Below are 12,023 nucleotides of genomic sequence, written 5' to 3'. Positions count from 1 at the left end.
CCTCCGCCGTCATTCCCACCCCCGTAGGGGCGACCGGTGGTCGCCCGTTTGTGGGTTAATGGATTTCGAGGTTAAACCCAACCCCGTTGGGCGATCGCCGATTGTCCCACCGTAGGTGATATTTCACCTTCGCCGTTATTCCCACCCACGTAGGAGCGACCGGTGGTCGCCCGTTTGTGGGTTAATGGATTTCGAGGTTAAACCCAACCCCGTTGGGCGATCGCCGATTGCCCCACCGTAGGTGATATTTCACCTTTGCCGTTATTCCGGCCCCCGTGGGGGAGACCGGTGGTCGCCCGTTTGTGGGTTAATGGATTTCGAGGTTAAACCCAACCCCGTTGGGCGATCGCCGATCGCCCCACCGTAGGTGATATTTCACCGTCGCCATTATTCCGGCCCCCGTGGGGGCGACCGGTGGTCGCCCGTTTGTGGGTTAATGGATTTCGAGGTTAAACCCAACCCCGTTGGGCGATCGCCGATCGCCCCACCGTAGGTGATATTTCACCTTCGCCGTTATTCCGGCCCCGTGGGGGCGACCGGCGGTCGCCCGCTGTTGAATTAAATGGATTGCGGGGTTAAACCCACCCTTTTGGGCGATCGCCGATCGCCCCACCGTAGGTGATATTTCACCTTCGCCGTTATTCCGGCCCCCGTGGGGGCGACCGGCGGTCGCCCGTTTGTGGGTTAATGGATTTCGAGGTTAAACCCAACCCCGTTGGGCGATCGCCGATCGCCCCTACGTAGGTGATATTTCACCTTCGCCGTTATTCCGGCCCCCGTGGGGGCGACCGGTGGTCGCCCGTTTGCGGATTGAATGGATTGCGGGGTTAAACCCAACCCTTTTGGGCGATCGCCGATCGCCCCACCGTAGGTGATATTTCACCTTTGCCGTTATTCCCACCCCCGTAGGGGCGACCGGTGGTCGCCCATCGGCTGGTTAAATGGATACGGAGGTTGGTTAGAACGGAGGCAAGAGGGGCGCAGGCTATTCGCCGGCCGCCGGCGGCTCGATCTTGGCCTGTTCGGTGACTATCCAGTGGCGCACCTCGTCGGTTAGCTGGCGGGAGGTTTTACCCTCGGAGGGGATGGGGGGGCCCACCACCACGGTGATCAGCCCGGGCTGTTTTACAAAGCGTTTGTTGAGCCAGCAGTGGCCGGCGTTGTGGGCCACGGGGATAATCGGCACGCCGGTGGCGATGGCGATCTCGGCGCCGCTGCGGGCGTACTTGCCGTTCTCGCCGGGGGCCATGCGTGTGCCCTCGGGGAAGACCATCAGGTTGCGACCTCGGCGAATGCGGTCGATGCCCTGCTCCTTCACCTGCTTCAGTGCCTGTATGGGGTTGGCGCGGTCGATGGCCACCGGCTCCAGCAGGCGCAGTCCCCAGCCAAAGATCGGCACCCGCAGCAGCTCCTGTTTGAGGATGGTGCTGAGTGGCGGGAATTGGGTTTGCAGGTAGAAGGTCTCCCAGGCGCTCTGGTGTTTGGCCATGATCACGTAGTTCTGCTTGCCTGCCGGCAGCTGCCCGTGCTGCACAAAGCGCACGCCACAGAGCAGGCGCAGGCCGTGGATAACGGCGTGGTTCCAGCTGAGCAGCACCGCGCTGCTGGCGCGTTTGGGCAGCAGGCGGTAGGCGACCAGCGCCAGCAGGCCAATGGTGATGGTGATGATGGTGTAGTAGACATTAAAGAGGGTCGATCGGATCAGATTCATGGAGTCGCAGAGGTCGGCCTTGGTCGCTTGCTCGTGGGTTTATGGATTATCAAAGCGGCTAGTGATTGTCATCGCTTTATTAATAGTGCCGCAAAATATGGTCGGCGGCGGCGGTCAGATTGGTGAAGTTGGCCGGCCGCTCGGCCTCGGCCAGTTCGGTCAGGGTGGCGGTACCCAACCCGGTAGTGACCAACAGCGCGGTGGCGCCCACCTGGCGCGCCAGTTCGATGTCGTCGCCGTTATCGGTGACCAGCAGCATCTGGTCGGCCGGGTAGGCGAACTCCAGTTCTATGGCGTCGATCAGACCGGTTTTCGGCTTGCGGCAGTTACAGCTCTGCCCCGGTGCGTGTGGGCAGTAGAAGAAGGCGGCGAGGCTGCCACCGCGGTTCTCGACCTGGTCGTTAAGCCGGGCGTGGCTCTGCTCGAGGTCGTCGAGGTCGAGCAGGCCCTGGCCGATACCCGGCTCGTTGCTGGCCACCACCAGGGTGAAGCCGGCTTGGCTGAGGCGCGCCAGGGCGTCGGCCGTGGCGGCATAGTTCGCCGCCGGCTCCGCCTGGGCACCGGCCTGGACACCCGTCTGGTAGGGCTGCAATACCCCCTCGCGGTTAAGAACCACCAATCTCATCGGGCAGCGGTGCCGGCGCTAGCTTTTGGCGGGTACAAGCAGGGAGATATCGGCCACCTGCAGGAACAGATCGCGCAGCTGGCTCAATAGCGCCAGGCGGTTGTTGCGCACCGCCAGGTCGTCGGTCATTACCATTACCTGGTCGAAGAAGGCGTCCACCGGCTGGCGCAGGGCGGCCATCTGTTGCAGCGCCGCTTGATAGTCGGCCTCGGCCAGCAGTGGCGCCACCTCTGCGGTGACCTCGGCCAGAGCGGCGGCCAGGGCCTGTTCGGCGGCGTCAGTGAGCAGCTCGGCCTTGAGTTCGGTGGTATCGACCGCCTCTTTGGCGAGAATATTGGAGACCCGTTTGTTGGCGGCGGCCAGGGCTTCGGCCTCTTCCATCTGGGTGAAGGCGGCCACGGCGTAGATGCGCTGGTCGATATCCAGTGGCGTGGTCAGCTGCTTGGCGGCCACCGCCAGGAACACCTCGGCGGAGATACCCAGATCCTCATACCAGCTGCGCAGCCGCTCGAGCATATAGCCCAGGACCCGGTCCAACAGCCCTTCGCACTTGGGCAGGTCGGCGTACTGGCCGCCGGCGATGGCGACCAGCTCGGAGAGGTCGAGCGGCAGCTGCTTTTCAATCAACAGGCGCAGCACCGCGACACTCGCCCGGCGCAGGGCGAAGGGGTCTTTGGAGCCGGTGGGTTGCTGGCCGATGCCGAAGATACCGACCAGGGTGTCGAGGCGGTCAGCCAGGGCCACGGCCAGGCCGGTGTGGGTGGTGGGCAGCGTGTCACCGGCGAACTTGGGCAGGTAGTGCTCGGCCAGGGCCTCGGCCACCTCGGTCGGCTCACCCTGGGCGGCAGCGTAATACTTACCGGCAATGCCCTGCATCTTGTCGAACTCGAGCACCATCTCCGAGGCCAGGTCGCACTTGCACAGCTCGCCGGCGCGAATGGCCATGGCGACGTCGTAGCCGAGCTTGTCGGCGATGGCGGCGGCCAGTTTGCCGATGCGCTCGCTCTTCTGATAGAGGCTGCCGAGCTGGGCCTGGAAGACGATAGTCTGTAGCCGCTCGCGGAAGCTGTCGAAGGGCTGTTTTTTGTCAGTTTCGAAGAAGAAGGCGGCGTCGGCCAGGCGCGGGCGGATCACCCGTTCGTTACCGGCGATCACCGCCGCCGGGTCGCGGCTGTCGATATTGGCGATGGTGATGAAGTAGGGCATCAACTGGCCGTCGCCATCGACCACGTGGAAATACTTCTGGTGTTCCGACATAGAGGAGATTAGCGCCTCGGCCGGTACCGCCAGGAACTCGGCGTCGAACTGGCCGGTGAGGGCGTGCGGCCATTCGACCAGGGCGGTCACCTCATCGAGCAGATCGTCTTCAATGACGGCGTTACCGCCAATGGCCGCGGCGGCGGCGTTAACCTGCTCGCGAATGGTGGCCTGGCGCGCTTCGAAGTCGACCAGCACGTAGCCTGGGTCGGCCAGCAGCTTGGTGTACTCCTGCGGCGTCTGCAGCGACAGTGGCTGGTTGTAGTGGAAGCGGTGGCCGTAGGTCTGGCGGTTGGCGCTCAGGCCCAATACCTCACCGGGGACAATTTCGTCGCCGTAGAGCATTACCAGCCAGTGCACCGGGCGGACGAACTCGGTGCGACTGGCACCCCAGCGCATGCGTTTAGGGATAGGCAGCTCGGCCAGGGATTGCTCCACCACGCCGGCCAGGAGCTCAACCGTGGCCTCGCCACCGACGCTCTTGTTGACCACCAGCTTGTCGACCTTGCCGTCGTTGGCGGTGGCCAGGGCGCTGGCCTCCACGCCGTTCTTACTGGCGAAGGCGAGGGCGGCCTTGGTGGGGTTGCCATCGCCGTCGAAGGCGATATTGGCCGGTGGCCCCCAGATCTGTTGGCTTTTCTCCGGGGTCTTTTCGGCCAGGTTGGTGATAATCACCGCCAGCCGGCGGGGGGCGGCCAGGGGTTGGCTGGCGTCAAAGCTGAGGTCGAGGGCGACCAGGCGCTGGCAGATGCCCTCCAAAAAGGCGGCCGAGAGGCTCTTCAGGGCCTTGGGTGGAAGCTCTTCGGTGCCCAGTTCAACCAGGAAATCGAAACTCATGCGGACTCTCCTTGGTTGTTACTGTGGGCGGCGATCACCTCGTTGCGCAGCGCCTCCGGCGCCAGCGGGAAGCCCAGTGCCAGGCGGCGGTCGAAGTAGGCCTGAGCCACTTCGCGGGCCAGGGTGCGCACGCGCAGAATGTAGCGCTGGCGCTCGGTCACGGAGATGGCGTGGCGGGCGTCGAGCAGGTTAAAGGTGTGCGATGCTTTCATAACCATCTCATAGGCGGGCAGGGGCAGCCCCTTTTCGACCAGGCGCTTGCTCTCGCTCTCGTACTCGTCGAAGCACTGGAACAGGAAGGGCACCTTGGCCTCTTCAAAGTTGTAGTGCGACATCTCCACCTCGTTTTGGTGGAAGACGTCGCCGTAGGTGACCTTGTCGCCATTGGGGCTGACCGCCCAGACCAGGTCGTAGACGGTATCGACTCCCTGCAGGTACATGGCGATACGCTCCAGGCCGTAGGTGATCTCACCGGTGACCGGGTAGCATTCAATGCCGCCCACCTGTTGGAAGTAGGTGAACTGGGTCACCTCCATGCCGTTCAGCCATACCTCCCAACCCAGGCCCCAGGCGCCAAGGGTGGGCGACTCCCAGTTATCTTCAACAAAGCGGATGTCGTGGGTAAGCGGGTCGACGCCCATGCGCTTGAGCGACTCCAGGTAGAGCTCCTGAATATTGAGCGGGGAGGGCTTCATCACCACCTGGAACTGGTAGTAGTGCTGCAGACGGTTGGGGTTTTCGCCAAAGCGGCCATCGGTGGGGCGGCGGCTGGGCTGTACGTAGGCGGCGTTCCAGGTCTCTGGCCCGAGGGCGCGCAGAACGGTGGCGGGGTGAAAGGTGCCGGCGCCCACTTCCATATCCAGTGGTTGCAAAATCACACAGCCCTGTTCAGACCAGAACTGCTGCAATGCAAAGATTAGCCCCTGGAAGGTGCTGACGTCGGCGCTGGGTGCGCTGTTACTTTCGGCCACGGCTATCGCCCCTGTTATGCGGTTTGTTTGACTGGGTATTGCTGTTTGATTGGGTGTCACAATCTGGAGGGCGGATTATAGACGGCTCAGACTAATATCTCATCTCGCAAATCGCTTAATTTCCGGGCATTTAGCGCAGAATGGACGGTTCTACTCTAAAATAAGCCATCGCCGGCTGGCCAGGCTCGGGTTTTACCGGGCCGCCAACAAATATTTGAGCCACCAACCCCACCTGGGGTAGGCTTGGCGCCCCCCTCTTATCAGGTAGCCACGATCAGCTATGCAGCAACCAGCCAATCCACCCGGACGCAAACAGAAGCGACTCGCCAAGCGCACCAACGCTGGCTGGGATGTGAAAGGGCGCTTGCTGGTGGTCGCCATGCGCCTGCTGTCGCTCTTCCCCTTCACCATGCTGCGCCTGTTTGGCCACTGCCTGGGCCGGTTGCTGTGGGCACTCGATATTCAGGCGGCCAGGGTGACCCGGGAGAACCTCAGCTACGCCTACCCCGAGTTGGAGGAAGCCGCCCGCGAGCGGCTGGCCAAAGCCAATATGATCGCCAGCGCCGAAACCGCCCTGGAGATGGCGGCGGTATGGTTCCGCGAAAACCAGTGGTTGAGGAGCGCGGTGGTGGAGGTGGCCAACGAGGTGCTGCTGGAGCGCGCCCAGAAGGCTGGCCGGGGCGTAATTGTGCTGGCGCCGCACTTGGGCAACTGGGAGGTGCTCGGCCGCTATCTGGGTGTGGTGGCACCGGGGACGACGGTGATGTACCAGCCGGCGCAATCGCCCAGCGTCGATGCCATGATCGCCAATGCCCGCCTGCGCAACGTCAATATTGCCGCCGCCGACCGCGGCGGTGTGGCCAAGGTGGTGAAGGCGCTGAAGAGCGGCCAGGTGGTGGGAATTCTGCCGGACCAGGTGCCGATGGAGGGCGCCGGTGAGTTCGCCGACTTCTACACTAAGCCGGCGCTGACCATGACCATGATCCACCAGCTCTATAAGAAACATCGGTCGCTGATGGTGATGGCCTATTGCGAGCGGGTGAAGAAGGGCTATCGCATCGTCTTTGCCGAACCGGAACCGGCCATCTACGCCGAGGAGATGGCCGTGGCCCTGCGCGGTTTGAATGAATCGGTGGAGGCCTGTATCGACCAGATTCCCAGCCAGTATCAGTGGCAGTACAAACGCTACCGCAAGCAGCCGCCCGGTGTGGAGCGGCCCTACCGTTTTTAGGGCGATCGCCCATCCGCGGATTCATTAATTGCGGAGTTACACCCACCCCTTTGGGCGATCGCCGATCGCCCCTACGAAAGCAAATATTTAACGCCCGCAGTAATGCCCACACCGTAGGGGCGACCGGCGGTCGCCCATTCACGGATTAAATGGATTACGGGGTTAAACCCAACCCCTTTGGGTGATCGCCGATCGCCCCACCGCAGGCAATATGTCACCTCCGCAGTAATGCCCACCCCCGTAGGGGCGACCGGTGGTCGCCCATTCACGGATTAAATGGATTACGGGGTTAAACCCAACCCCTTTGGGTGATCGCCGATCGCCCCTACGAAAGCAAATATTTAACGCCTGCAGTAATGCCCACACCGTAGGGGCGACCGGCGGTCGCCCATTCGCGGATTAAATGGATTGCGTGGTTAATTCCAACCCCTTTGGGTGATCACCGATTGCCCCTACGAAAGCAAATATTTAACTCCCGCAGTAATGCCCACACCGTAGGGGCGACCGGTGGTCGCCCATTCTCGGATTAAATGGATTACGGGGTTAAATCCAACCTCATTGGGCGACCGCCGATTGCCCCTACGAAAGCAATATGTAACTCCCCGCAGTAAAGCCCACCCCGTAGGGGCGACCGGTGGTCGCCCATTCACGGGTTAAATGGATTACGGGGTTAAATCCAACCCCCTGGGCGATCGCCGATCGCCCCACCGCAGGCAATATGTAATCCCCGCAGTAAAGCCCACCCCGTAGGGGCGACCGGTGGTCGCCCATGCGCGGGTTAAATGGATTACGGGGTTAAACCCAACCCCATTGGGCGATTAATAGGCGTTAACGATGGCAGGCAGCTGCTTGGCGACCACATCGCCCTCGATGGGCGCCTTGAAAAAGGCGTGGTAGTTGCCGTCCGGATTGACCACCACCAGCTGGGCGCCGTGGTCGATCTGGTAGGCGTTGGCGCCCATGTGCTGGGCGTGGGGGCCGGTCACCGGCACCTTCACAAAGGGCACGCTGACGCTGTTGGCAAACAGCTTGAGGTCGACAAACTCGCCGGTAATGCCGGTAAAGCCGTCGTTAAACTGTTGCACATAGTCGGCGATCACTTGGCTGGTGTCGCGCGCCGGGTCGACCGAGACCAGGGTCACCTGCACCTTGGCGGCCAACTGGGGAGGCAGCTGTTTGATGGCGCGGTTGAGCTCATAGAGGGTGGTGGGGCAGATGTCTGGGCAGTGGGTAAAGCCGAAGAAGAGCAGGCTCCAGTGGCCCTGGAAGAAGGCCGGCGTCACCGGCTCGCCCAGCTGATTTTGCAGGTTGCCCAACACCAGTGGCCGAGGCTCCTGCAGCACGCGCACGGCGTCGTTGGAGAGCTGCTCGGCGGTGAGGTGGGTGGGTAGCAGAAAGCGGTTTAAAAACAGTAACAGCACCATGGCCATAAACAGCACCGAGCTGGCCACCGACAGCCAGACCCCGCGCCGGGTGCGGGTGGGCAGGGGAGAGGTTTCAACAACAGCGGTCATAGGGCACCTGTGTAGAGCTCGGGTTTGGCGATCAGGTAGTGGTCCATCAGCATGGCGACAAACAGCGCTAGCAAATAGATGATGGAGTACTTGAAGGTGGCCATGGCGTGTTCTTTACCCGGCGCTTTCAGCATCAACAGACTATAGCCGATAAAGCCGGCGCCAAGACTTACCGCCGCCAGCAGGTAGAGCCAACCCAACATACCGGTGACAAAGGGCAGTAGTGATACCGACAGCAGAATCAGGGTGTAGAGCAGGATGTGGATCTTGGTGTAGCCGATGCCGTGGGTGACCGGCAGCATGGGGATGCCGGCGTTGGCGTAGTCGTCTTTGCGGTGCACGGCCAGAGCCCAGAAGTGGGGTGGCGTCCAAGCGAAGATAATCAGCACCAGCAGCAGCGCCGGGCCGTCGATGGAGCCGGTCACGGCCGTCCAGCCCAGCAGCGGCGGCGCGGCGCCGGCGATGCCGCCAATAACGATATTTTGCGGCGTGGCGCGCTTTAAGAAGAGGGTGTAGATGAGCGCATAGCCGAGCAGGGAAGCCAGCGTTAACCAGGCGGTAACCGCATTCACCCAGGTGAGCAGCACGCTCATGCCGACCAGCCCCAGTAGGCCGGCAAAGGCCAGCGCCCGGGCTGGCTCCACCTTGCCGGTGGCTACCGGCCGCTGGCTGGTGCGCACCATCTTCAGGTCGATATGGCGGTCCACCACATGGTTGACCACGGCGGCGGAGGCGGCACAAAAGCCGATGCCCAGGTTGGCCACCAGCACCAGCCACAGGCTCGGCAGCTGGGTGCGGGCCAGCAGCATGCCGATCACCACGGTAATCAGCATCACCATCACCACGTTGGGTTTGCACAGCTCCCAGTAGTTGCGCCACTCGCCGGAGCGGGCACCGATTCTATACAGCAGGCTGGTTGACTGGCTCATGGCGAGCACCTCCGATGTGTGATTGTGATAAGTTTGGTTGTGATGAGTGCGCGCGGCCGGGTGCATTGACGGCGGCCGGCACCTGCAAACGGTAGAGGGTGGTGAGCACGGTCATCAGCAGCAGTGCGGCGACGCCATTGTGGGCCACGGCGATAGCCAGCGGCAGCGACAGCAGCACATTACCGATGCCCAAACTCACCTGCAGCGTTAACAACCCGGCAAGCCCCCAGGCGTGGCGCTGCAACCGGGGTACCGCCGCCAGCAGCCATAAGCAGACCAGCATCAACCCGGTAACCAGCACGGCGCCGGCGCGATGAGTGATATGAATGGCGGTGCGCGCCGGCCCCTCCAGCTGGCCGCCCAGGTAGTTGGGACCGATCGCCTGGGCGATATTGAAGCCGGCTTTGAAGTCGGTTTGCGGCAACCACTGGTTGTGGCAGGTGGGCAGATCCGGGCAGGCCAGGGCGGCGTAGTTGGCGCTGGTCCAGCCGCCCAGGGCGATCTGCAGCAGCACCACCACCGCCAGTGCCGAGAGAGCGGCTAGCAGCGGCCCTTTGTGTACGCGCTGGGCGGGAACCGGTGCCGTCTGGCCCTGGCATAGGGCCTTCAGGCGCAGGCGCAACAGCCAAATGAGCGTGAGGGTGGTAAAGCCGCCCAGCAGGTGGGCGGTGACCACCTGCGGCCAGAGCTTGAGGGTCACCGTCCACATACCAAACAGCGCCTGCAGCACGATCACCGCGCAGATCAGCAGGGCGTGTTTTACCGGCGGTGTCGGCCCGTCGTCGGTTTGGCGATAGGCGGCGCGGAAGATTAATAGGGTGATGGCGATTACCAGCAGGCCGAGTGTGCCGGCGCAGTAGCGGTGTACCATCTCCGGCCAGGTTTTATCCTGCTCGACGGGTGATTCGGGGAAGCGCGCTTCGGCGCTGGCCACCTCTTCGGCGGAGCTGGGCCAGGTGAGATGGCCGTAGCAGCCGGGCCAGTCCGGGCAGCCGAGGCCGGCGTGAGAGAGGCGGGTAAAGGCGCCCAGGCTGACCACCAGGCAGGCGAGCAGCACCGCGGCGGTGGTCAGTTTAAGGGCCAGTTGCAGGGTGCGATCCGATGCTTGCATGGCGGCCCTCACTCGTAGGAGTACTTGAGCAGGCGGCTGAGATCGGCCAGCAGATCGTTACCGGTGTGGCGGCTGTCGTAGCGCATCATGGCAAACCCCTCCTGGTCAACAATCACGATATCGCTGGCGTTATCGGAGCGTTGCAGGTTGGCAGCGGCCCAGGCTTCGGGGCTGATCGAAACCACCGTCAGGCCGGAGTCGACCAGGGCCGCTTCCGGCAACTGGGTGAAATCGGGACTGTTGCTGACCAACAGCAACAGCCGTTGAATGCGGTGCGCCTCTTTCGCCAGGCGCACGTGCACCTGGTGGGTGACGTAGAGGTTATCCTGGCAGCCTTTGTCACAGCCGCCCTGGCTGACGGTGACCATGCGCCACTGGTGGGCGTCGGTCCAGGGCAGGGCGGTGTGGTTCTGGTCGAAAAAGGTGAGCCCGGCAATCGACACCGCCGGAGCAATTAGCTGGCCTTTATTGATGGTCGACTGGGGAATGCCGCGGCCGCTTTCGTAAATCCAGTAGGCGCCGATCATCGGCGCCATCACCGTTAAACAGATGAAAAATAGGGTTAGCCGGCCGGGGCCCTTGGCGGTCTCGCTGGCGGGGAGTGTGGGGTTTAATGCCATAATTGCGCCTTATCGTTATAGTTGATTAGCAAAAAGATCCGGCAATAGTTAGCGCTGACGCTGTTGTTTGGGGACACGCCACAAACTGACCAGATTACTGTTGGTGACTAAAAACGCGAACAGCAGTACCGCCGCCATGGTGAACCACTGCACGGCATAGCCGATATGTTTGGCGGGGGTAATGGTGTTCATTTGCCAATGGGTAAGCAAGGCTTCCGGTTGGCTTGGGTCCAGCTGCAGATACCAGTTGGCTTCCAGATTGGTATAGGGAAAATCGCCGGGCACCACCTCTAACACCGACGCCTGCCCGCCTTCAAAAATATTACTGACGAAAGGCAGATCGAAGGGTTTGCGCAATACCGCGGTAATGGTCACGGCCCCGGAGGGCAGATGTTGCGGTTGGCCGCTGTTTTTCCGCCAGACACTCTCTTCCCGCCAGCCCAAATTAACCAGCACCGCCTCACCCGCGCCGGTGATAAACGGCACCAACAGATCCTCACCGACGATGCCGTCGAGCACCTGATTTTGTAACAGCCAGTAGTGCGTAAGATCATAATGGCCGCGCAGCGAGACCCGGGAAAATTCGCCGCCGGTAAAGTCACTTAACCAGCTGACCTGTTGTGGTTCAATCGCAGCGTTAAACCCGCGTGTCTCGAGCCACACTTTTTTTTGGCCGGCGCGTTCAATCTGCCAAAAACCCAGGCCAATAAACATTACAAAAAAACAGCAAAAAAAGAGCGCTGCAGTTTTGTTAATCTGCCACTGGATATTTCTTATTGCTGCAATTCCAGGCATAAGTTACTTTGCTACTGCTTCACGATTGTTGTAATTGTTTGTTGTGAAAAGCCAACACCGCAGTTACTGGCGAATTTATTAATAATTATTAACCGCACAGCGTCTAGCGCATCTTATCTGTTTGGGGCACATCATGTTATTGAAGGCCATTATCGTAATTCTTTTTATCGCCGTGGTTGCCAGCCTGAGCCGGGCACTCTTCTATTTAATTAAAGACCAGGGCAGCCCACGTAAGCGTGTGCTCTATGCCTTGGGGGTACGCATTAGTCTGGCTATGCTGTTGTTGCTCTGCCTCTTTTACGGCTTTTACACCGGCCAGCTGCGCAGCAACGCCCCCTGGGATCAAGGCCCGGACGAAACCGAAAACGTGCCGGGCCCTAATAATTAATAAATGGTAACTAATAAGCTGTAGAAACCGGCCG

General features: G+C 61.5%; 11 protein-coding genes. 2 read left to right on the top strand and 9 right to left on the bottom strand.

The genetic code is table 11. The annotated features are described in order from the left end of the window. Positions 1 to 985 precede the first annotated feature (985 nt). The 4 genes from SBL51_RS19590 to glyQ form a co-directional block, all read right to left on the bottom strand. Complete coding sequence (locus SBL51_RS19590; protein ID WP_317932831.1) at positions 986 to 1,711, bottom strand: lysophospholipid acyltransferase family protein; 726 nt, start codon at positions 1,709 to 1,711, stop codon at positions 986 to 988. Positions 1,712 to 1,790: 79 nt separating this feature from the next. After that, positions 1,791 to 2,336 (bottom strand): HAD-IIIA family hydrolase, encoded by a 546-nt coding sequence (locus tag SBL51_RS19585; RefSeq protein WP_317932830.1) that lies wholly within the window; start codon positions 2,334 to 2,336, stop codon positions 1,791 to 1,793. An 18-nt stretch (positions 2,337 to 2,354) separates the two neighbouring features. Continuing rightward, positions 2,355 to 4,430 (bottom strand): glycine--tRNA ligase subunit beta, encoded by a 2,076-nt coding sequence (gene glyS, locus SBL51_RS19580; RefSeq protein ID WP_317932829.1) that lies wholly within the window; start codon positions 4,428 to 4,430, stop codon positions 2,355 to 2,357. Then, positions 4,427 to 5,401: a glycine--tRNA ligase subunit alpha gene (glyQ, locus tag SBL51_RS19575; RefSeq protein ID WP_317932828.1), complete on the bottom strand. Its 975-nt coding sequence runs from the start codon at positions 5,399 to 5,401 to the stop codon at positions 4,427 to 4,429. The genes glyS and glyQ overlap by 4 nt, the downstream gene beginning before the upstream one ends. Before the next feature lie 280 nt (positions 5,402 to 5,681). On the opposite strand from glyQ, the gene SBL51_RS19570 reads away from it, so the two are divergent. Then, the gene (locus SBL51_RS19570) at positions 5,682 to 6,632 is read left to right on the top strand and encodes a lysophospholipid acyltransferase family protein (RefSeq protein WP_317932827.1); all 951 of its coding nucleotides are present in this window, start codon (positions 5,682 to 5,684) and stop codon (positions 6,630 to 6,632) included. A gap of 818 nt (positions 6,633 to 7,450) precedes the next feature. On the opposite strand, the gene SBL51_RS19565 is transcribed toward SBL51_RS19570, so the two are convergent. From SBL51_RS19565 to SBL51_RS19545, 5 genes are read right to left on the bottom strand one after another with little or no spacing between them, the layout of a single operon-like run. Continuing rightward, positions 7,451 to 8,146, bottom strand: a complete 696-nt coding sequence (locus tag SBL51_RS19565) for an SCO family protein (RefSeq protein WP_317932826.1) — start codon at positions 8,144 to 8,146, stop codon at positions 7,451 to 7,453. Beyond that, a complete protein-coding gene (gene cyoE / locus SBL51_RS19560; RefSeq protein ID WP_317932825.1) occupies positions 8,143 to 9,075 on the bottom strand; it encodes a heme o synthase in 933 nt (310 codons plus the stop codon). Before cyoE ends, SBL51_RS19565 begins: the two co-directional genes overlap by 4 nt. Continuing rightward, positions 9,047 to 10,186 carry a COX15/CtaA family protein gene (locus tag SBL51_RS19555; protein WP_317932824.1) on the bottom strand — a complete coding sequence of 380 codons (1,140 nt, stop codon included), beginning with the start codon at positions 10,184 to 10,186 and terminating at the stop codon, positions 9,047 to 9,049. The genes cyoE and SBL51_RS19555 overlap by 29 nt, the downstream gene beginning before the upstream one ends. A gap of 8 nt (positions 10,187 to 10,194) precedes the next feature. Further along, positions 10,195 to 10,806: a hypothetical protein gene (locus tag SBL51_RS19550; protein ID WP_317932823.1), complete on the bottom strand. Its 612-nt coding sequence runs from the start codon at positions 10,804 to 10,806 to the stop codon at positions 10,195 to 10,197. A 48-nt stretch (positions 10,807 to 10,854) separates the two neighbouring features. Beyond that, the gene (locus SBL51_RS19545) at positions 10,855 to 11,601 is read right to left on the bottom strand and encodes an SURF1 family protein (RefSeq protein WP_317932822.1); all 747 of its coding nucleotides are present in this window, start codon (positions 11,599 to 11,601) and stop codon (positions 10,855 to 10,857) included. Between the two features lie 133 nt (positions 11,602 to 11,734). Between SBL51_RS19545 and SBL51_RS19540 the strand changes: the two genes are divergently transcribed. Then, complete coding sequence (locus SBL51_RS19540; protein ID WP_317932821.1) at positions 11,735 to 11,989, top strand: DUF2909 domain-containing protein; 255 nt, start codon at positions 11,735 to 11,737, stop codon at positions 11,987 to 11,989. The last annotated feature ends 34 nt before the right edge of the window (positions 11,990 to 12,023 follow it).

Origin of the sequence: Halioxenophilus sp. WMMB6 (assembly GCF_033283405.1) — a bacterium.
GTDB lineage: Bacteria > Pseudomonadota > Gammaproteobacteria > Pseudomonadales > Cellvibrionaceae > Halioxenophilus.
This window is presented reverse-complemented; position numbering and strand designations above follow the sequence as displayed.

Bases quoted from the DNA above. Each gene is read 5' to 3' on its own strand.
- SBL51_RS19590 (WP_317932831.1), bottom strand. From the start codon at position 1,711: ATGAATCTGATCCGATCGACCCTCTTTAATGTCTACTACACCATCATC.
- SBL51_RS19585 (WP_317932830.1), bottom strand. From the start codon at position 2,336: ATGAGATTGGTGGTTCTTAACCGCGAGGGGGTATTGCAGCCCTACCAG.
- glyS (WP_317932829.1), bottom strand. From the start codon at position 4,430: ATGAGTTTCGATTTCCTGGTTGAACTGGGCACCGAAGAGCTTCCACCC.
- SBL51_RS19570 (WP_317932827.1), top strand. From the start codon at position 5,682: ATGCAGCAACCAGCCAATCCACCCGGACGCAAACAGAAGCGACTCGCC.
- SBL51_RS19565 (WP_317932826.1), bottom strand. From the start codon at position 8,146: ATGACCGCTGTTGTTGAAACCTCTCCCCTGCCCACCCGCACCCGGCGC.
- cyoE (WP_317932825.1), bottom strand. From the start codon at position 9,075: ATGAGCCAGTCAACCAGCCTGCTGTATAGAATCGGTGCCCGCTCCGGC.
- SBL51_RS19555 (WP_317932824.1), bottom strand. From the start codon at position 10,186: ATGCAAGCATCGGATCGCACCCTGCAACTGGCCCTTAAACTGACCACC.
- SBL51_RS19550 (WP_317932823.1), bottom strand. From the start codon at position 10,806: ATGGCATTAAACCCCACACTCCCCGCCAGCGAGACCGCCAAGGGCCCC.
- SBL51_RS19545 (WP_317932822.1), bottom strand. From the start codon at position 11,601: ATGCCTGGAATTGCAGCAATAAGAAATATCCAGTGGCAGATTAACAAA.
- SBL51_RS19540 (WP_317932821.1), top strand. From the start codon at position 11,735: ATGTTATTGAAGGCCATTATCGTAATTCTTTTTATCGCCGTGGTTGCC.